We start from the raw sequence: 18,910 nt of genomic DNA on the forward strand, positions 1-18,910 counted from the left end.
GGCCCGGACCGCTCAAGCGGTCCGGGCCCTTCCGTATGTCCGTCACCAATCAGCGGCGGTGCTGCGAGTCCGCCACCGTCACCTCGACGCGCTGGAACTCCTTGAGGTCGCTGTATCCCGTCGTCGCCATCGCCCGGCGCAGCGCCCCGAAGATGTTCATCGAACCGTCGGGGGTGTGAGAGGGGCCGGTGAGGACCTCCTCCGTCGTGCCGACGGAGCCCAGGTCGACCAGCTTGCCGCGCGGCACGTCCTCGTGGACGGCCTCCATGCCCCAGTGCCGGCCGCGGCCGGGCGCGTCCGTCGCGCGGGCCAGCGGGGAGCCCATCATCACGGCGTCCGCACCGCAGGCGATGGCCTTCGGCAGGTCGCCGGACCAGCCGACGCCGCCGTCCGCGATCACGTGCACGTACCGGCCGCCGGACTCGTCCATGTAGTCGCGGCGGGCCCCGGCCACATCGGCGACCGCGGTCGCCATCGGGACCTGGATGCCGAAGACGTTGCGCGTGGTGTGCGCGGCGCCGCCGCCGAAGCCGACGAGGACACCGGCCGCGCCGGTCCGCATCAGGTGCAGGGCCGCGGTGTACGTGGCGCAGCCGCCGACGATGACCGGGACGTCCAGCTCGTAGATGAACTGCTTGAGGTTGAGCGGCTCGGCCGCGCCCGAGACGTGCTCGGCGGAGACCGTCGTACCGCGGATGACGAAGATGTCCACGCCTGCGTCGACGACGGCCTTGGAGAACTGCGCGGTGCGCTGCGGCGAGAGCGCGGCGGCGGTGACGACACCGGAGTCGCGCACCTCCTTGATGCGCTGCCCGATCAGCTCCTCCTGGATCGGGGCCGCGTAGATCTCCTGGAGGCGGCGGGTCGCCGACTCCACGGGCATCTCGGCGATCTCGTCGAGGAGCGGCTGCGGGTCGGCGTGCCGGGTCCACAGGCCCTCGAGGTTGAGGACGCCGAGGCCGCCCAGCTCGCCGATCCTGATCGCGGTCTGCGGGGAGACCACGGAGTCCATGGGTGCGGCCAGGAACGGCAGCTCGAACCGGTAGGCGTCGATCTGCCAGGCGATCGAGACCTCCTTCGGGTCGCGGGTGCGACGACTCGGAACGACGGCGATGTCGTCGAATGCGTACGCCCTGCGGCCGCGCTTGCCGCGCCCGATCTCGATCTCAGTCACGATGGTGTGGCCTTTCCCTCTACGTCTGCGTTCCCAGTATCCCCGACACACGGCTGAGGGGCGGTCCCGGTGCGCCCGGACCGCCCCTCACCTGTGGTGATGCGTTACTTCCTGCTGTAGTTCGGCGCCTCGACCGTCATCTGGATGTCGTGCGGGTGGCTCTCCTTGAGCCCCGCCGAGGTGATCCGTACGAACCGGCCGTTGGCCTGGAGTTCCGGGACGGTGCGGCCGCCGACGTAGAACATCGACTGGCGCAGACCGCCTGTGAGCTGGTGGACGACCGCGGAGAGCGGGCCGCGGTACGGGACCTGGCCCTCGATGCCCTCGGGGACGAGCTTCTCGTCGGAGGCGACGCCCTCCTGGAAGTAGCGGTCCTTCGAGAACGACTTGCGGTCGCCACGGGTCTGCATCGCGGCAAGCGAACCCATGCCGCGGTACGACTTGAACTGCTTGCCGTTGATGAAGAGCAGCTCGCCCGGGGACTCCTCGCAGCCCGCGAGCAGCGAGCCGAGCATCACGGTGTCCGCACCGGCCACGAGGGCCTTGGCGATGTCGCCGGAGTACTGCAGGCCGCCGTCGCCGATGACCGGGACACCGGCCGCCTTGGCGGCGAGCGAGGCCTCGTAGATCGCCGTGACCTGCGGCACGCCGATACCGGCGACCACGCGGGTGGTGCAGATGGAACCGGGGCCGACGCCGACCTTGATGCCGTCGACGCCCGCGTCGATCAGCGCCTGGGCACCGTCACGGGTGGCGACGTTGCCGCCGATGACATCGACCGAGGAGTTCGACTTGATCTTGGCGACCATGTCGGAGACGAGGCGGGAGTGGCCGTGCGCGGTGTCGACGACGATGAAGTCGACGCCCGCCTCGATGAGCGCCTGGGCCCGCTCGTACGCGTCGCCCGCGACACCGACGGCGGCGCCGACCAGCAGTCGGCCTTCCTTGTCCTTGGCGGCGTTCGGGTACTGCTCGGCCTTGACGAAGTCCTTGACGGTGATGAGGCCCTTGAGGACCCCGGCGTCGTCGACCAGCGGAAGCTTCTCGATCTTGTGGCGGCGGAGCAGCTCCATGGCGTCCACGCCGGAGATGCCGACCTTGCCGGTGACGAGCGGCATCGGCGTCATGACCTCGCGCACCTGGCGCGACCGGTCGGACTCGAAGGCCATGTCACGGTTGGTGACGATGCCGAGCAGCTTGCCCGCGGCGTCGGTGACCGGCACGCCGCTGATGCGGAACTTGGCGCACAGCTCGTCGGCGTCACGCAGGGTCGCGTCCGGGTGCACCGTGATCGGGTCGGTGACCATCCCGGACTCGGAGCGCTTCACCAGGTCGACCTGGTTGGCCTGGTCGGCGATGGAGAGATTGCGGTGCAGTACACCGGCGCCGCCCTGCCGGGCCATGGCGATCGCCATGCGGGCTTCGGTGACCTTGTCCATCGCTGCGGAGAGCAGCGGGATGTTCACCCGTACGTTCTTGGAGATGTACGAGGAGGTGTCGATCTGATCGGGCGCCATGTCGGACGCGCCGGGCAGCAGCAGCACGTCGTCGTATGTCAGCCCGAGCGTCGCGAATTTCTCGGGCACTCCGTCGACGTTTGCAGTCATGACACCTTCCCCAAATGGCCTTGATCGGTGCGGATGTCCATGCTAACGGCCTCCGGGGGTATCTCATTCCACGATCAAGATCACCTAGAGGTTCTGTAGCTTCGTACGGAACCTGCACACAAGGAGAGCCCGACGCAGCCCTACTGCTCGGCGAGGGCGCGCAGCCTGCTCAGTGCGCGGTGCTGAGCCACCCGGACCGCACCCGGCGACATGCCGAGCATCTGTCCGGTCTCCTCGGCGGTCAGACCGACCGCGACCCGGAGAACCAGCAGCTCGCGCTGGTTCTCCGGAAGATTGGCGAGGAGTTTCTTGGCCCAGGCCGCGTCGCTGCTGAGCAGTGCACGCTCCTCGGGCCCGAGTGAATCGTCCGGCCGCTCCGGCATCTCGTCGGAGGGCACGGCGGTCGACCCCGGGTGCCGCATCGCGGCCCGCTGGAGATCGGCGACCTTGTGGCCGGCGATGGCGAAGACGAAAGCCTCGAAGGGCCTGCCGGTGTCCTTGTAGCGCGGCAACGCCATCAGCACCGCGACACAGACCTCCTGCGCCAGGTCCTCCACAAAGTGGCGAGCATCACCGGGCAACCGGTTCAGCCTTGACCTGCAGTAGCGCAGCGCGAGGGGGTGGACATGGGCCAGCAGATCATGGGTGGCCTGGGCGTCTCCGTCGACGGCGCGGTGCACCAGAGCACCGATCACCGTCGTCTCGTCGTCGCGCATCGGACCATGGTGCCTCGACGCCGCTTCATCCGCGGCACCGCGTCCGTAGTTGTGCACCGAAGCGTTATGAGCGGGTGCGCCGGAAGTCATGTCCTGCGCCCTCCCCTTCCGCTCGACCGAATCGTTCCCGAGGAACTCCACATCTCAAGGATGCGTCATCGGCCGGGAAGCGTCACATACCGAGGCCGCCGAGCAGCCGATCGACGTCCCGCCGCCCCCGTCACCCCGTCCGCCGAAGTGCGGACGGGGAAGCGGCCGGTTACCGGTCATGGCCGGTCATCAGCGGACCAGGCCCCAGCGGAAGCCGAGTGCGACGGCGTGCGCCCGGTCCGAGGCGCCGAGCTTCTTGAACAGCCGCCTGGCGTGCGTCTTCACCGTGTCCTCGGAGAGAAAGAGCTCGCGCCCGATCTCCGCGTTGGAGCGGCCATGGCTCATCCCTTCGAGCACCTGGATCTCACGCGCGGTGAGCGTGGGCGCCGCACCCATCTCGGCGGACCGCAGCCGACGCGGGGCGAGCCGCCACGTCGGATCGGCCAGCGCCTGGGTGACGGTCGCCCGCAGCTCCGCGCGGGAGGCGTCCTTGTGCAGATATCCGCGGGCGCCGGCGGCGACCGCGAGCGCGACACCGTCCAGGTCTTCCGCGACGGTCAGCATGATGATCCGGGCCCCGGGGTCGGCGGAGAGCAGCCGACGGACCGTCTCCACACCTCCCAGACCGGGCATGCGTACGTCCATCAGAATCAGATCCGAACGGTCGGCTCCCCAGCGGCGGAGAACTTCCTCGCCGTTGGCCGCCGTCGTCACACGCTCGACGCCGGGCACGGTCGCGACCGCGCGACGGAGCGCCTCTCGGGCAAGCGGGGAGTCGTCGCAGACGAGGACGGATGTCATGACCGTCCTCCGCAGCTGATGCGCGTCACCTTGAGCCTCCAGGCTGTTACAAGTCGTCACCTGTGCGATTGACGCTCTCGGACATCTGCCCGATCGCTTTTTCTGCCAACCGCCTCCGCACTCTCAACGATGGTCACTCGAAAGAGTTACGGGCCCGCAGGGCGGGTTCGGCACTCTACGTGAGGGACCGTGCACAGAGGAGAGCGGCGCGGATCGTCAAGCCGTCAACCGAACTTCACTTGAACGTATGCCCCATTTAGTCACTTTTCTTCCCTTTTGCTGGTGTCTGTGGCTAGATTCGCAATCAGTCATATTTACATCTACTAGCACCGTAGATGTACGGTCATGGGCACCGGTCCAACGACGAACGACAACGACGTTTCCGACCCACCATGGTTTCGAGGAGACAAGCAATGGCAGATTTCTCCCGCCTTCCCGGACCCAACGCCGATCTGTGGGACTGGCAACTGCTGGCGGCCTGCCGTGGGGTCGACAGCTCGCTGTTCTTCCATCCGGAGGGTGAGCGCGGAGCGGCACGGAGCGCCCGCGAGAGCTCGGCGAAAGAGGTCTGCATGCGATGCCCGGTACGCGCCGAGTGTGCGGCGCACGCCCTGGCAGTGCGCGAGCCCTACGGAGTGTGGGGCGGACTGACCGAGGACGAGCGCGAGGAGCTCATGGGACGGGCCCGCAACCGGCTGATCGCGGCGGCACCCACAGGGATGGCCGCCCCGTCCGGACACGGCTGATCGATCCTTCCGCGCCTTGCACAACAACGGAAGAAACGTTCCTGCACCGCATGCCTGCGGGGCGGGCCAGTGGCATGCCCCGGCCCCGGTCTAGTGCTGCGACCGGAAAGGTTCACCGGCTCGCGACGCCCGGCACTTCCCCGAGCTCTCGGCTTCGCTCGAGCAGGGGAGACCCCATCCCTCGCCGCGTTGTCGCATCACCCGAGTACGTCCAGTACGAGGGCGATCCTCCGCCTTACGATGCACCGCACCGGACGCCGCGAGCTTCCCGGCAAACCTCTCCGGTCGCAGCACTAGCGGGCGGCCGCCAGGGACAGCTGGTCCAGGGTGGCTGCCACCGCGGGAACGTGAGCCAGGTCGGGAAGAGTCAGCGCGACGATCTCGCGTTCGATCGCCGGCTCCACCGTCACCGTACGGGCCCCCTTGGGACGTACCGACTCGATCGCCAGCTCCGGCAGTACGGCCACTCCCAGACCGGCCCCGACCAGGCCGATCACCGCGGGGTAGTCGTCGGTGGCGAAGTCGATCCGGGGAATGAAACCGGACTTCTCGCAGACCTCCACCAGCTGTCGACGGCAGCGCGGGCAGCCCGCGATCCAGGACTCGTCGGCCAGTTCACCGATCCCCACCGCGTCCGCGCCGGCCAGCCGGTGCCCGTCGGGAACCAGGCCGATCAGCCGGTCGGTGAGCAGCGGGCGCACGACCAGATCCTCCCACTCGCCGCCCGAGGCGCCGTAGCGGAACGCCAGAGCGATGTCGCAGTCCCCCTCCCTGAGCATCTCGACCGAGCGCGGCGGCTCCGCGTCGACCAGGGAGACCCTCGTCCCGGGGTGGGCGGCGCGCAGGGCGGCGAGGGCCCCGGGAACCAGAGTGGAACTGCCACTGGGGAACGAGACGAGCCGGACCCGGCCGGCCCGCAGCCCGGCGATCGCGGCGACCTCCTCCTCGGCGGCGGTCAGCCCGGCGAGGATGCCGGACGCGTGACGTACCAGCGCCTCACCCGCCTGGGTGAGCCGCATCTCGCGCCCTGTCCGGATCAGCAGCGTGGTGCCGGCCGAGGACTCCAGAGCCTTCATCTGCTGGCTGACCGCGGGCTGGGTGCAGCCCAGTTCGCGCGCGGCGGCGGAGAACGAGCCGGTGGCGGCCACGGCGCGCAGGACACGGAGATGACGGGCTTCGATCACGCTTCAACCATAAGGGCAGCTTGGGACACATGCGAATTATTCACATGTGGCTTTGGGGGTGGGGCCGCCGGAGCGTGTTTCGAAAGCAGCGCCGTCCGCCCGTAGGACGGGGCACGGCTTGCCGGGAGGCGCACTAGCGTTCGCTGCATGGAACTGCTGACTGTGAATGCGGGACGGCCCGAGGCCGTCGACTACACCGACGCCGCCGGAGGCGTCACCGGGATCGGTAAGCGGCCGGCCGACGGCCCGGTATGGGTCACCGATCCCGGTCCCAAGGGCAGCGGCGGCAGCGGGGTGGCCGGGGACGCGGTGTGCGATCTGCGCCATCACGGCGGCTCGGACCAGGCCGTGTACGCCGTCGCCCGCGAGGATCTCGACGTCTGGGAGCGTTCGCTCGGCCGCCCGCTGGCCAACGGCGCGTTCGGCGAGAACCTGACGACCGCCGGCCTGGACGTGAGCGGCGCGAGGATCGGCGAGCGCTGGCGGATCGGACCCGATCTGGTCCTGGAGGTGACGTCGGGCCGCATTCCGTGCCGCACGTTCGCCGGCCACCTCGGGGAGAAGCGCTGGGTCAGGCGATTCACGGAGGCTGCCGCTCCGGGTGCCTACCTGCGGGTGATCGAGCCGGGCGAGATCCGCGCCGGGGACCCGGTCGAGATCGTTCACCGGCCGGACCACGATGTCACCGTACGGATGCAGTTCCTGGCGTCGACGACGCGACGGGACCTGTTGCCGGAGCTGCTCCCGGCCCGGGACGCACTGCATCCCGAGACGCTGCGCGCCGCCCTGAAGTACGTGGAGTCGCAGGCGCCCGGCGAGTGATCAGTGCGGTGCGCGGGGCACTAACGTGCCGCGTATGACGACTGCATTGATTACGGGCGCGACCGCGGGAATCGGGGCCGCCTTCGCGCGGCGCCTCGCGGCCGACGGGCACAACCTGGTGCTGGTGGCGCGCAGCACCGAGCGGCTCCGGGAACAGGCCACCGAGCTGCACGACCGGCACGGCATCGAGGCCGAAGTGCTGACCGCCGACCTCTCCGAGGACGACGGGATCGCCTCGGTCGAGGCGCGGCTGACGAACCGTCGGCAGCCTGTCGATCTGCTGATCAACAATGCCGGGTTCGGCAACAAGGGCCGCTATCTGGATGTGTCGATGGCGGACGAGCTGAAGATGCTGAAAGTGCACTGCGAGGCGGTGCTGCGGCTGACCTCGGCCGCCGCGGCGGGGATGAAGGAACGCGGGCGGGGCGGGGTGGTCAATGTGGCCTCGGTGGCGGCGTTCGTACCGCGCGGGACGTACGGCGCGTCCAAGGCGTGGGTCGTTCAGTTCACCCAGGGCGCGGCGAAGGACCTGGCCGGTTCGGGGGTGCGGCTGATGGCGCTGTGCCCCGGCTTCGTACGGACCGAGTTCCATGAGCGCGCCGGGATGGGGACCGGCAACATCCCGGGCTGGATGTGGCTCGACGCGGACAAGCTGGTCACATCGGCGCTGGCGGATCTGGCGCGCGGGAAGTCGGTGTCGATCCCGGACGCGCGGTACAAGGCGCTGATGGGGCTGGTGAAGGTGGCGCCGCGCGGCCTGCTCGGAGGGGTCACCTCCAAGACAGGCCGCAAGTACGGTCCGCAGTAGGGCGGTCGGACGGTGTGCGGATTACTCGACGCCGCGGCCCGCGTACGCGCCGATGTTGGGGGCGCCGGGCTTCAGCTCGTTGCCGAACCAGTCCTTGCCGCCGTTGTTCTCGATGACGGCTCCGGCGGCGAGGGCGGGCGAGCCGTTGCCGAGCCGGAAGTCGTCCCGCAGCTTCGGGTCCTCGGTGATGCCGCCGGGGTTGGGGCGGGTCATGTCGATGCCGTAGAAAGCGTTGTGGTCGAAGGAGAGCCCGGGGGTCGGGTTCTTGAACGCGTAGCCGCCGGTGCCCTCGCTCACGAAGATGTTGTTCCGGACGGACAGTTCGTGCCGGGTGGTGGCGGGGCTTCCGGCGTCGTCCTGGACGAGGTAGCCGGGCACCTTCTCCTTGTTGTGGAACGTGTTGTTGTAGATCTGCGTGTCGAGGATCGGGCCCCAGCAGTTCTGGATGAGGCGCGCGCCGTCGTTCCGGCTGACGTTGTAGCGGGCGACCGTGCCGATGGTCTTGGCGCCGCTGTACGGGCAGATCAGCAGGAAGCCACCGGTGTTGTCGTGGCTGTAGTTGTACTGGAAGACGGTGTTCTGCGAGGCGCCGTCGGCGTCGAAGGACATGCCGTCGTGGGTGTTTCCGCCGCCCGAGACCTCGTTGTACTCGATGGTCGTGTCGTCGGTGTTGAAGGTCCAGATGCCGGCGTTGGCGGAGGGCGAGCGGAGCTGGAAGCCGTCGACCCTGTTGTGGTCGACGCGGGCGCCGCTGGTGGTGTCGAGCTTCATGCCGTCACCCGCGAGGGACTTCAGCGAGTTGTGGTGGATCCGGACGCCGGTACTGGGCGTCCACTCCCCCGGGTAGACGTTCGGGTCCTGCTGCTGACCGACCAGATCGCGCTTGGAGAACGTCGACTTGAAGTAGATACCCTCGCGGTCGACGTCCTCGATGCGGTTGTGGCTGATGTCGAGACCGTCGTACGCACTGGGCTCTGCCTTCCCCTCGACCGCGATGTGGATCGCGCTGGAGCCGGAGACCGTCTTGTAGTCGCCACCGCGCACATCGTGGATGTACAGGCCGGAGATCTTGAAGCCGCGGGCGATGCCGTAGTCGGTCAGGCGCAGCCTGACCCCGTTGCGCTCGCTGCCGGGGGCGGCGGCATTGGTGATCTCCAGGTCGCCGAGGTGCACGTACTGCATGTTGGAGAGCAGGACGACGTCGTGGGCGCCCGCACCGTCGAGCTTCGCGCGGGCCCCGCCGCTGCCGTAGTCGGCAATGGTGAAGGGGGCGCGGGCGGAGCCGGCGCCCCGCGGGGCAAGGGTGCCGGTGCAGGTGGTGCCACGCTTGAAGAGCAGCCGGTCGCCGGGGCCGTAAGTACGGGCGCCGGCCTCGGCCAGGGTGGTCCACGGGTGCTGCTTGCTGCCGGTGGCACCGGCCGGGTCGGCCGAGCAGTCGACATGGAAGGTGCGGCCGGTGGGTGCGGCCTGTGCGGCTCCCTGGCCCGCGACGGTCACACCTGCGGCAGCAGTCAGGGCCGCGAGCGCTGCGGCGATGACGCGATGTCTCACAATTCCTCCGTACGAACAGTCAGGGTCGAGTCGGCATCGCCGGAATCCTGGACTCGGATTGATCGAACGTCAATGGATTGCGTTTGAATGATCGAAACTTCCATCGTTCGATCACGCTGGACTAGGGTCGACCCCGGGGTCGGATCACTGCGAGGGGACTGCTGCCGTGCGCGAAACTGCTGCTGAACGTCATGACCGGCTACTGGGGCTGGTACGGGAACGGGGCTCGGCCCGGGTCTCCGATCTCGCCTCCCAGCTGGGCGTCTCGCCGGTCACGGCGCGCCGGGACGTGGAGGAGCTGGCGGGCCGGGGCCTGCTGGACCGGGTGCACGGCTCGGTCTCCTGGCCGCAGGACCACGCGGCCACCGGCGCCGCCGGCGCGGCCACCGGCGCGGGGAGCGGCCCGGTCCTCGGCATGCTCGCGCCCTCCGCGACGTACTACTTCGCCGAGGTCATCCGCGGGGCGCACGAGGCGGCGGCCCGGGCCGGGGCAAGGCTGATCCTGCGGATCTCGGACTACCGCCCCGAGGAGGACCACGCACGCACCGAGGGTCTGCTCTCGGCGGGCGCCGAGGGCCTGCTGATCGCGCCCGGCTGGCAGCATCCCGGCGACCCGGCGGCGTTCGGCGACTGGATCGCCTCACTGCCGGTGCCCACGGTGCTGCTGGAGCGCCGGCCCGCCGCGGGCTCGCGGCTGGACGGCCTGGACCGGGTCTGCTCGGACCATGCCCACGGGGTGCTGCTCGCCGTGCGCCACTTGGTGGAACTGGGGCACGGGGCGCCGCTGCTGATGGCCCGTGCCGACTCCCCGACAGCGATCGCGGTGCGGTCCGGATACGCGGAGGCACTGGCCGTGCTGGGGCTGCGCGCACCGCAGGAGGTGATCGATTCCGTACCGGCGGAGCTGACTCCCGACGCCTTCGAGGCGGCGGTGCAGGCGCTGCGCGAGGCGGTCGTCTCGGGGGTGGCCACGGCGGCGCTGATCCACAACGACGTGGACGCGATCCAGGTGGTGCAGCGTCTGGCCGAACTGGGCGTGCGGGTGCCGGACGACCTGGCGCTGATCGCGTACGACGACGAGGTGGCGGCGCTCGCGGACACACCGCTGACGGCGGTGGCGCCGCCCAAGCGCGATGTGGGCCGGCATGCCACCGGACTGCTGGTGGAACGGCTGGGCGAGGGCGGGGGCGCGCCGCGGCGCCATCTGACACTGCTGCCGCAGCTGCGGGTCCGCGACTCGTGCGGTTCGTCCCTCCCGTAGCCCGTCCCCGAGGCCCCCTCCCGCAGCTCCGCCGTCCACTTCCGTACGTAACTTGTTTGATCTTTTTTCGATCAATCAATCTTTCGCTCTTGACTTCGGTCACGACTGGTTCAAAGATCACGGCCAACGCCAATGTCGTCGCCTGTTCAGGAGCCTCGCTGTGAGCCGCAGTTCGACCAGAACGTCCCTTGCCTTCGCCGGCGCCGCCACCGCCCTGGCCGTACTCACGGCCTGCGGCGGCAGCGGCGACGACAGCGCCGCCCCCGGAAGCGACGGCAAGCCCGTCAGCATCACCTTCTGGGGCTGGGCCAAGGGGTCCAAGGAGGTCGTTGACGCGTTCAACGCCTCGCACAAGAACATCAAGGTCGTGTACGAGGAGATCCCGTCCGGCAACGCGGGCGGCTACGCCAAGATCTCCAACGCGGTGAAGGCGGGCAACGCCCCCGACCTGGTCTCCATCGAGTACCCGCAGCTCCCGGAGTACGTCAGTCAGGGCGCGCTCCAGGACATCGGCCAGTACTTCACCGAGGACATCAGGAAGAAGCTGCTGCCGCAGGCGGTGGAGCTGACGACGCTCGGCGGCAAGAACTGGGCCGTCCCCTTCGACGCCTCGCCGCAGTCCTTCTACTACCGCAAGGACCTGTTCGAGAAGTACGGCGTCGAGGTCCCCACCACCTGGGACGAGTTCCGCAAGGCGGCCGAGAAGGTCAAGAAGGCCGACAAGAAGGCCCGCATCGGCACGTTCTTCCCCGACGACCCGACCACGTTCCAGGCGATGGCCTGGCAGGCCGGCGCCCAGTGGTACAAGGCCGAGGGCGACACGTGGAAGGTCACCACGACCGACGCGGCCACCAACAAGGTCGCCGACTACTGGCAGGGTCTGCTCGACGACGACCTCATACGCGCCAACGCCTCGTTCAGCCCCGAGTGGACCAACTCCCTGAAGAGCGGCGGCACCGTCGGCTATCTCGGCGCCACCTGGGGCGCGGGCGTCCTGAAGGGCACCCTGCCCGAGCAGAGCGGCAAGTGGGCGGTCGCCCCGATGCCCAGCTGGGACGGCAAGCCGGCCAGCGGCATGCTCGGCGGCTCCACCTTCGCGGTGACGAAGACCAGCAAGAAGGCGAAGGCCGCGGTCGAGTTCGCCACCTGGATGTCGACCACCGAGGACGGCATCAAGGCCCGGATCGAGTCCGGCACGTCGAGCGCCTTCCCGGCCGCGGCCGAGCTGCGCCCGGTGGCGAAGAAGGCCTTCGACGCGGACTTCTACGGCGGCGAGGACATCTACCAGGTGTTCGAGGGCGCGGCGACGTCCATCGGCCCCAACTGGACCTGGGGTCCGACGACCGGCACGACGAACACCGCCATCAAGGACCAGTTCGGCAAGGTCGCGGCCGGCGGCACGACGATCGCCGATGCGGTCAAGGCGGGCCATGACGCCACGGTCGCCGAGCTGAAGAAGCGCGGTCTGAAGGTCGAGGACGCAGGCTGATGAAGCGCGCCCGGACGACCGGAGCCGCCGCCATTCTGCTGGGGCCCTTCTTCGTGCTGTTCACGTTGGCGATGGTGGTGCCGATCGGATACGCGGTCTGGCTCAGCCTGTTCACCGAGAAGCAGTCCGGCCTGGGCTTCGGCGGCACCGAGACCGTCTTCAGCGGACTCGACAACTACACGGCGGCGCTGGGCGACCGGGCGTTCCGCGAGGGCTTCGGCGTACTCCTCGGATACTGCCTCTTCTACATTCCGCTGCTGCTCATCGGGGCCCTCGCCCTCGCCCTGCTGCTGGACTCCACGCTGGCCCGCGCCCGCCGGTTCTTCCAGCTCGCGCTCTTCCTGCCGCATGCGGTGCCGGGCATCATCGCCGCGCTGATCTGGGTGTACCTCTACACGCCGCAGCTCAGCCCGGTCATCAGTGCCATGGAGTCCGGCGGTATCGGCTTCGACTTCTTCTCCCCCGAGGGCGCGCTCCCGTCCGTCGTCAACATCGCCCTGTGGGAGTGGCTCGGCTACAACATGGTGATCTTCTACGCGGCGCTGCAGGCCATCGACCGGTCCGTGCTCGAAGCGGCCACGGTCGACGGGGCGAGCGCCTGGCGCATCGCGCTGAGCATCAAGGTGCCGCTGATCCGCGCCTCCGTCGTGATGGTCGCCCTGTTCACGGTCATCGGCTCGCTGCAGCTGTTCACCGAACCGCTGATCCTCAACAAGGGCACCGGATCCGCCGTCTCCTCCACCTGGACGCCGAACATGTACGCGTACACCGCAGCCTTCGAACGCAACGACTACGGCCTCGCGGCCGCGGCCTCCATCCTGCTGGCCCTCACCGCCGCGCTGCTGTCCTTCGCCGTCACCCGCTTCACCGGCCGGAAGGGCAGGAAGGCATGAGCTCCTCAGCTCCGAAGAGCCGTTGGATGTCCAGGACGGCGGTCAACGGTTTCCTGGTCCTCGCGGTCGTCTACATGCTCTTCCCCCTCGTCTGGCTGGTCACCGCCGCCACCAAGGACACCGGCGGTCTGCTCGCGGGCAACGCGTTCTCCTTCGACGGCTTCAATCTCGGAGAGAACCTGTCGAACCTCGCCGCCTACGGCGACGGCATCTACTTCCGCTGGTACCTCAACAGCCTCTTCTACGCAGGCGGCGGGGCCGTCGTCTGCTCGCTGATCTGTGTCGCCGCGGGGTACGCCTTCAACACATACGAATTCCGGGGCAAGGAGACGCTGTTCGGCCTGGTGCTGATGGGTGTACTGGTCCCGACCACGGCGCTCGCCCTGCCGATGTATCTCCTGGCGTCCAGGACCGGCCTGGTCAACACCTACTGGTCCGTGCTGATCCCCGTCCTCGTCAACCCGTTCGGCGTCTACCTCGCGCGGGTCTTCTCCGCCGGTTACATCCCGAACGAGGCGCTGGAGGCCGCCCGTATCGACGGCGCCGGCGAGTTGCGCGTCTTCTGGTCGATCGGGCTGCGCATGGTCATGCCGGGCTTCGTGACCATCTTCCTCTTCCAGTTCACCGCGATCTGGAACAACTTCTTCCTCCCCCTCGTGATGCTGTCGGACCGCAAACTGTTCCCGCTGAGCCTCGGTCTGTACTCCTGGAACACCAACACCCACGGCGAGCCGAGCTTCTATCCGCTCGTCGTCACCGGATCCCTCCTCGCCGTGATCCCCCTGATCGTCGCCTTCGTCTCCCTGCAGCGGCACTGGAAGGCGGGGCTGACCGCCGGAAGCGTCAAGTGACCGTCACCCGCCCTTTGAGCCGAGCCCCCTTTGAGGAGTCCGAGTTCCACCATGCCCCACGCCACTGACAACCGGCCGAAAGCCCTGCTGGCGATGGGCCCCGGCATCGCCGACCGGCTCCTCGCCGACCGCCACCGCACGCGACTGGCCGCCCTCACCCGTACGGATCCCCGCTTCGTCGCCCACGACCTGGCCGACCCGACACCGGAGACGGCCGCCGCGCTCGCCGAGGCCGACGTGCTGTTGACCTGCTGGGGTGCGACGCCGCTGACCGCCGAGGTGCTGGAGGGCGCTCCGCGGCTGCGGGCGGTGGTGCACGCGGCCGGTTCCGTGAAGCACCACATCACCGACGCCTGCTGGGAACGCGGGATCGCAGTCACCTCGGCGGCCGCTGCCAATGCGCTGCCCGTCGCCGAGTTCACCCTTGCCGCGATCCTGTTCGCGGGCAAGCGGGTGCTGCAGACCGCGCAGCGTTACGCCGCCCTGCGCACCGACCACGACTGGCAACAGGAGCTCGCCGGCTCCGGCAACTACCGCCGTACCGTCGGCATCGTCGGCGCATCCCGCATCGGCCGACGGGTGATCGAGCTGCTGCGCCCCTTCGACCTGGACGTCCTGCTGTACGACCCGTTTGTCGACGCGGCGGAGGCGGCCCGGCTGGGCGTACGGCTCGCGGCGCTGGACGAGCTGTGCGCAGGCAGTTCCGTCGTCTCCGTGCATGCGCCGCAGCTGCCGGAGACGCACCATCTGATCGGCGCGGCGCAGCTGGCGGCGATGGCGACGGGCACGACGCTGATCAACACGGCTCGCGGGTCGCTGATCGACGAGGACGCCTTGCTTCCCCAGCTGCAGAGCGGGCGGCTGCACGCGGTGCTGGATGTGACGGATCCCGAACTTCCGCCCGCGCTCTCGCCGTTGTACGAGCTGCCGAATGTGCTGCTCACACCGCACATCGCAGGCTCGATGGGCAATGAGCTGCACCGGATGGCCGACCAGGCACTCGACGAGATGGAGCGGTTCGCGTCCGGTCTGCCCTTCGCGGACCCCGTGCACGCCGGAAGCCTGCAGCACTCGGCCTGAGCCTCGAACATCGAAAGCCCGCGCCTCTAAACTGGAAGGATCCCATCCGCGCACCGCAGGACCGGGAGACGCCATGAGATTCGTACAAGTGATCGACTGCAAAACCGAGCGGTTCGACGACATGGACCGCCTCATGGACGAATGGGTCGCACGGACCAAGGGCACCCGGACGGCCACGCACAGCCTCATCGGCAAGGACCGCTCCGACGGGTCCCACTACGTCGAGATCGTCGAATTCCCTTCGTACGAAGATGCGATGGCGAACTCGAAGCTGCCGGAGACCGACCAGATCTTCCAGGAGCTGGTGGCGCTCTGCGACGGGATGCCCACCTTCACCGACCTCGATGTGGTCCGTGACGAACAGTTGAACCAGACACTGTCGCGCCGGTTCTTCCACGAGATCGCTGTCGGGGGCAACCTCGAAGCCATCGACGAGGTGTTCGCGCCCGACTACATCGACCACGACGTCGCAAAGGAACAGGACACGGTGATCGGGTCCGGCTCCCTGAAGAACGACGTGATCGCATGGCGCGCGGCCTTCGACTTCACCGTCAGCCTGGACCGCCAGGTCTGCGAGGGTGACGACGTCGTGACGCTGTGGACCTGGACCGGCACCCACGAGGGCGACTTCATGGGGATCGCCCCCACGGGCAGGCAGTGCACCATGACGGGCACCACGATCTTCCGTTTCAAGGACGGCAGGATCCAGGAAGGCTGGTGGCACGGGGATCTCCTCGGTCTGATGCGGCAGCTCGGCGCGCTCGACTGATCCAGCGGCCAGGACGGCCGAAGGCCCCCGTTTCCCTCGCTGAACAGCGAGGGAAACGGGGGCCTTGTGCGGCGGTGAGCCGAGGCGTCAGCGCGTCAGTGCGAGTGACCGTGACCGCCGTGACCGGCTTCGGCCTCTTCCTCGGCCGGCTTCTCGACGACCAGGGTCTCGGTCGTCAGCAGCAGCGACGCGATGGACGCGGCGTTCTCCAGCGCGGAGCGGGTGACCTTGACCGGGTCGATGACGCCGGCCTTCACCAGGTCGCCGTACTCGCCCGTCGCGGCGTTGAAGCCCTGGCCCTTGTCGAGCTCGGCGACCTTCGAGGTGATGACGTAACCCTCGAGGCCGGCGTTCTCGGCGATCCAGCGCAGCGGCTCGACCGCGGCGCGGCGCACGACCGCGACACCGGTGGCCTCGTCGCCGGTCTTGTCGAGGTTGCCCTCGAGGACCTTGACGGCGTGGACCAGAGCGGAGCCACCACCGGAGACAATGCCCTCCTCGACCGCGGCGCGGGTCGCGGAGATGGCGTCCTCCAGACGGTGCTTCTTCTCCTTGAGCTCCACCTCGGTGGCGGCACCGACACGGATCACGCACACGCCGCCGGCCAGCTTCGCGAGGCGCTCCTGGAGCTTCTCACGGTCCCAGTCGGAGTCGGTGGCGTCGATCTCGGCCTTGATCTGGTTGACCCGGCCCTTGACGTCGCCGGGCTCGCCGCCGCCGTCCACGATGGTCGTGTCGTCCTTGGAGACGGTGACACGGCGGGCGGTGCCCAGCACGTCCAGACCGGCCTGGTCGAGCTTGAGGCCGACCTCCTCGGCGATGACGGTCGCACCGGTGAGGGTGGCGATGTCGCCGAGCATGGCCTTGCGGCGGTCACCGAAGCCCGGGGCCTTCACCGCGACGGCGTTGAAGGTGCCACGGATCTTGTTGACGACCAGGGTCGACAGGGCCTCGCCCTCGACGTCCTCGGCGATGATCAGCAGCGGCTTGGAGCCGCCGGCCTGGATGACCTTCTCCAGCAGCGGGAGCAGCTCCTGGATCGAGCCGATCTTGCCCTGGTGGATCAGGATGTACGGGTCGTCGAGGACGGCCTCCATACGCTCCTGGTCGGTCACCATGTACGGGGACAGGTAACCCTTGTCGAAGGCCATGCCCTCGGTGAACTCGAGGTCCAGACCGAAGGTGTTCGACTCCTCGACGGTGATGACACCGTCCTTGCCGACCTTGTCCATCGCGTCCGCGATGAGCTCGCCGACCTGCGAGTCCTGCGCGGAGAGCGCGGCCACGGCGGCGATGTCGGACTTGTCGTCGATCGGGCGGGCGGTCGCGAGGAGCTCCTCGGACACAGCCTTGACCGCGGCGTCGATGCCCTTCTTCAGGGCGGCCGGGGAAGCACCCGCGGCAACGTTGCGCAGGCCCTCGCGGACGAGCGCCTGGGCGAGCACGGTGGCGGTGGTGGTGCCGTCACCCGCTACGTCGTTGGTCTTGGTCGCCACCTCCTTCACCAGCTGGGCACCGAGGTTCTCGTACGGGTCGTCGAGCTCGACCTCGCGCGCGATGGTGACACCGTCATTGGTGATGGTGGGAGCGCCGAACTTCTTGTCGATGACGACGTTGCGGCCCTTGGGGCCGATCGTCACCTTGACCGTGTCGGCAAGCTTGTTGACGCCGCGCTCAAGGGCGCGACGGGCGTCCTCGTCGAACTTCAGAATCTTCGCCATGGGAGCTGAACTGTCCTCTCGAACGAACTGCGCCCCTGACCGCCCGGCTTGTTATCTCGCAGGGGACCAGGGGCGCAGAACGGAAGCAAACGTGTGTGAATTACTTCTCGATGATCGCGAGCACGTCGCGGGCCGAGAGGACGAGGTACTCCTCGCCGTTGTACTTCACCTCGGTGCCGCCGTACTTGCTGTACAGCACGATGTCACCGGTCTTGACGTCGAGCGGCAGGCGCTCGCCGTTCTCGAAGCGGCCCGGGCCCACGGCCAGGACGACGCCCTCCTGGGGCTTCTCCTTGGCAGTGTCCGGGATGACCAGGCCAGAAGCCGTGGTCTGCTCGGCGTCGAGCGGCTGGACCACAATGCGGTCCTCAAGCGGCTTGATGGCAACCTTGGAGCTGGTGGTCGTCACGATCCGGCCTCCCCCTTCGGAGATCTCGGGGTTAACTGCGGGGTTAACTGTCTGGGGTGGCGATCAGGTGGGTCCGTCGTCGCGGGTGCCGGACCTGCCGATCGCACAGTACTGCTGGCACTCTCCAGTGGGGAGTGCCAGGGCTGAGACTATGACCGCGATTAGCACTCGGTCAAGCGGAGTGCCAATTCAGTCCGGTCGTGGCGTCACCGCACCGGGCTGCTCCGATCGGGACGGCGTACGGGGAACGAGGGGACGAACCGCACCGTTCCGTACGACGGTGGGGAGATGCCGGACGCCAGGCCCCCACGTCGGCGCCCGCGCCTTCATCCGCCGGCATCGCGGCCCCGACTGCGGCCCCGAGGCGCTGCCCAAGCTGTTCGAGGGCCGGGAAACCGAGACCGTGCACGCCCACAGCTGGTCCCGAACGGCGCGAAGCGCCCGTCCCTCCGGTGCTGCCGGGGGACGGGCGCTTGCGTGGGGTCGCTCACCCCGGGAGCTTCATGCCCTCGGGTGAGGTGAGGCCCTTGTCGGGGTGGGCACGGAACGTCGCCGTCCAGATGGTGGGCGGGCAGGACGTGCCGTTGGGGTGCTGCTCCTTCAGCCTGGCCCGGGTGCTGTCTTCGACGACCGTGTCACCGCTCTTCACGGACGTCACGGTGAGCCGCACCGGCACGGTGGACGCACCGATGTCGTCGGGGAGTCGGACCGACAACGAGGCGAACGGGTCGCCGGGACTGCCCGACGTCCGCTCCTCGCAGGTGCCGTCCACGCACAGCCGGATCCGCGCCGCGTCCCGGCCGCCGAAGTCGGCGGGCCGCCACACGGCGGAGACGTGCGAGTCCCCGCCGACCTTGGTGCACGGCGTGTCCTGGCCGAGGAACGAGCATCCGGTCAGGGCCGCCGCCAGCAGTGGTGTGAGAAGGGCTCGGCGCATG

18 protein-coding genes are annotated in these 18,910 nt (G+C 68.8%); 9 read left to right on the forward strand and 9 right to left on the reverse strand.

Translation table 11 applies throughout. The features are described from left to right. Positions 1–49 precede the first annotated feature (49 nt). The 4 genes from ACNPQM_RS26800 to ACNPQM_RS26815 all read right to left on the reverse strand — a co-directional run bounded on the left by ACNPQM_RS26800 (position 50) and on the right by ACNPQM_RS26815 (position 4,388). Positions 50–1,174, reverse strand: coding sequence for a GuaB3 family IMP dehydrogenase-related protein (locus ACNPQM_RS26800; protein WP_030914322.1), 1,125 nt, complete (start codon positions 1,172–1,174; stop codon positions 50–52). A gap of 104 nt (positions 1,175–1,278) precedes the next feature. Continuing rightward, positions 1,279–2,781 carry an IMP dehydrogenase gene (gene guaB / locus ACNPQM_RS26805; protein ID WP_358860548.1) on the reverse strand — a complete coding sequence of 501 codons (1,503 nt, stop codon included), beginning with the start codon at positions 2,779–2,781 and terminating at the stop codon, positions 1,279–1,281. 140 nt (positions 2,782–2,921) lie between these two features. Continuing rightward, positions 2,922–3,497, reverse strand: a complete 576-nt coding sequence (locus ACNPQM_RS26810; protein ID WP_030084428.1) for a sigma-70 family RNA polymerase sigma factor — start codon at positions 3,495–3,497, stop codon at positions 2,922–2,924. Positions 3,498–3,776: 279 nt separating this feature from the next. Next, positions 3,777–4,388 (reverse strand): response regulator transcription factor, encoded by a 612-nt coding sequence (locus tag ACNPQM_RS26815; RefSeq protein ID WP_003948568.1) that lies wholly within the window; start codon positions 4,386–4,388, stop codon positions 3,777–3,779. A gap of 413 nt (positions 4,389–4,801) precedes the next feature. Here ACNPQM_RS26815 and ACNPQM_RS26820 point away from each other — a divergent pair, with 413 nt between their 5' ends. After that, positions 4,802–5,134, forward strand: a complete 333-nt coding sequence (locus ACNPQM_RS26820) for a WhiB family transcriptional regulator (RefSeq protein WP_418086023.1) — start codon at positions 4,802–4,804, stop codon at positions 5,132–5,134. Positions 5,135–5,427: 293 nt separating this feature from the next. Here ACNPQM_RS26820 and ACNPQM_RS26825 read toward each other — a convergent pair whose 3' ends face one another. Further along, the gene (locus tag ACNPQM_RS26825) at positions 5,428–6,318 is read right to left on the reverse strand and encodes a LysR family transcriptional regulator (protein WP_358860550.1); all 891 of its coding nucleotides are present in this window, start codon (positions 6,316–6,318) and stop codon (positions 5,428–5,430) included. A gap of 147 nt (positions 6,319–6,465) precedes the next feature. Between ACNPQM_RS26825 and ACNPQM_RS26830 the strand changes: the two genes are divergently transcribed. Continuing rightward, positions 6,466–7,140 carry an MOSC domain-containing protein gene (locus ACNPQM_RS26830; protein ID WP_418086024.1) on the forward strand — a complete coding sequence of 225 codons (675 nt, stop codon included), beginning with the start codon at positions 6,466–6,468 and terminating at the stop codon, positions 7,138–7,140. 34 nt (positions 7,141–7,174) lie between these two features. Beyond that, positions 7,175–7,948 (forward strand): SDR family NAD(P)-dependent oxidoreductase, encoded by a 774-nt coding sequence (locus tag ACNPQM_RS26835; protein ID WP_358860552.1) that lies wholly within the window; start codon positions 7,175–7,177, stop codon positions 7,946–7,948. Between the two features lie 21 nt (positions 7,949–7,969). Here ACNPQM_RS26835 and ACNPQM_RS26840 read toward each other — a convergent pair whose 3' ends face one another. Next, positions 7,970–9,499: a right-handed parallel beta-helix repeat-containing protein gene (locus ACNPQM_RS26840; RefSeq protein ID WP_418086025.1), complete on the reverse strand. Its 1,530-nt coding sequence runs from the start codon at positions 9,497–9,499 to the stop codon at positions 7,970–7,972. 166 nt (positions 9,500–9,665) lie between these two features. Between ACNPQM_RS26840 and ACNPQM_RS26845 the strand changes: the two genes are divergently transcribed. The 6 genes from ACNPQM_RS26845 (at position 9,666) to ACNPQM_RS26870 (ending at position 15,842) form a co-directional block, all read left to right on the forward strand. Continuing rightward, a complete protein-coding gene (locus ACNPQM_RS26845; RefSeq protein ID WP_358860554.1) occupies positions 9,666–10,760 on the forward strand; it encodes a substrate-binding domain-containing protein in 1,095 nt (364 codons plus the stop codon). 160 nt (positions 10,761–10,920) lie between these two features. Beyond that, positions 10,921–12,249 carry an ABC transporter substrate-binding protein gene (locus ACNPQM_RS26850; protein WP_418086026.1) on the forward strand — a complete coding sequence of 443 codons (1,329 nt, stop codon included), beginning with the start codon at positions 10,921–10,923 and terminating at the stop codon, positions 12,247–12,249. After that, a complete protein-coding gene (locus ACNPQM_RS26855) occupies positions 12,249–13,142 on the forward strand; it encodes a carbohydrate ABC transporter permease (RefSeq protein WP_358860556.1) in 894 nt (297 codons plus the stop codon). The genes ACNPQM_RS26850 and ACNPQM_RS26855 overlap by 1 nt, the downstream gene beginning before the upstream one ends. Next, the gene (locus ACNPQM_RS26860; RefSeq protein WP_418086027.1) at positions 13,139–13,993 is read left to right on the forward strand and encodes a carbohydrate ABC transporter permease; all 855 of its coding nucleotides are present in this window, start codon (positions 13,139–13,141) and stop codon (positions 13,991–13,993) included. The genes ACNPQM_RS26855 and ACNPQM_RS26860 overlap by 4 nt, the downstream gene beginning before the upstream one ends. Before the next feature lie 51 nt (positions 13,994–14,044). Next, positions 14,045–15,073, forward strand: a complete 1,029-nt coding sequence (locus ACNPQM_RS26865) for a hydroxyacid dehydrogenase (protein ID WP_418086028.1) — start codon at positions 14,045–14,047, stop codon at positions 15,071–15,073. A 73-nt stretch (positions 15,074–15,146) separates the two neighbouring features. Then, positions 15,147–15,842 carry an ester cyclase gene (locus ACNPQM_RS26870; protein WP_358860559.1) on the forward strand — a complete coding sequence of 232 codons (696 nt, stop codon included), beginning with the start codon at positions 15,147–15,149 and terminating at the stop codon, positions 15,840–15,842. 95 nt (positions 15,843–15,937) lie between these two features. On the opposite strand, the gene groL is transcribed toward ACNPQM_RS26870, so the two are convergent. The 3 genes from groL to ACNPQM_RS26885 all read right to left on the reverse strand — a co-directional run bounded on the left by groL (position 15,938) and on the right by ACNPQM_RS26885 (position 18,909). Further along, positions 15,938–17,563, reverse strand: a complete 1,626-nt coding sequence (gene groL, locus ACNPQM_RS26875; RefSeq protein WP_327244799.1) for a chaperonin GroEL — start codon at positions 17,561–17,563, stop codon at positions 15,938–15,940. 100 nt (positions 17,564–17,663) lie between these two features. Continuing rightward, positions 17,664–17,972 (reverse strand): co-chaperone GroES, encoded by a 309-nt coding sequence (groES, locus tag ACNPQM_RS26880; protein WP_003998759.1) that lies wholly within the window; start codon positions 17,970–17,972, stop codon positions 17,664–17,666. A gap of 487 nt (positions 17,973–18,459) precedes the next feature. Next, positions 18,460–18,909 (reverse strand): hypothetical protein, encoded by a 450-nt coding sequence (locus ACNPQM_RS26885; RefSeq protein ID WP_418086029.1) that lies wholly within the window; start codon positions 18,907–18,909, stop codon positions 18,460–18,462. Between the last annotated feature and the right edge of the window lies 1 nt (position 18,910).

Origin of the sequence: Streptomyces sp. NPDC056231 (assembly GCF_048270745.1) — a bacterium.
In the GTDB taxonomy this organism is placed as follows: domain Bacteria; phylum Actinomycetota; class Actinomycetes; order Streptomycetales; family Streptomycetaceae; genus Streptomyces.

Coding starts and splice junctions, on each gene's coding strand:
- guaB (WP_358860548.1), bottom strand. CDS start 2,781: ATGACTGCAAACGTCGACGGAGTGCCCGAGAAATTCGCGACGCTCGGG.
- ACNPQM_RS26810 (WP_030084428.1), bottom strand. CDS start 3,497: ATGCGCGACGACGAGACGACGGTGATCGGTGCTCTGGTGCACCGCGCC.
- ACNPQM_RS26815 (WP_003948568.1), bottom strand. CDS start 4,388: ATGACATCCGTCCTCGTCTGCGACGACTCCCCGCTTGCCCGAGAGGCG.
- ACNPQM_RS26820 (WP_418086023.1), top strand. CDS start 4,802: ATGGCAGATTTCTCCCGCCTTCCCGGACCCAACGCCGATCTGTGGGAC.
- ACNPQM_RS26830 (WP_418086024.1), top strand. CDS start 6,466: ATGGAACTGCTGACTGTGAATGCGGGACGGCCCGAGGCCGTCGACTAC.
- ACNPQM_RS26835 (WP_358860552.1), top strand. CDS start 7,175: ATGACGACTGCATTGATTACGGGCGCGACCGCGGGAATCGGGGCCGCC.
- ACNPQM_RS26855 (WP_358860556.1), top strand. CDS start 12,249: ATGAAGCGCGCCCGGACGACCGGAGCCGCCGCCATTCTGCTGGGGCCC.
- ACNPQM_RS26860 (WP_418086027.1), top strand. CDS start 13,139: ATGAGCTCCTCAGCTCCGAAGAGCCGTTGGATGTCCAGGACGGCGGTC.
- ACNPQM_RS26865 (WP_418086028.1), top strand. CDS start 14,045: ATGCCCCACGCCACTGACAACCGGCCGAAAGCCCTGCTGGCGATGGGC.
- ACNPQM_RS26870 (WP_358860559.1), top strand. CDS start 15,147: ATGAGATTCGTACAAGTGATCGACTGCAAAACCGAGCGGTTCGACGAC.
- groL (WP_327244799.1), bottom strand. CDS start 17,563: ATGGCGAAGATTCTGAAGTTCGACGAGGACGCCCGTCGCGCCCTTGAG.
- ACNPQM_RS26885 (WP_418086029.1), bottom strand. CDS start 18,909: ATGCGCCGAGCCCTTCTCACACCACTGCTGGCGGCGGCCCTGACCGGA.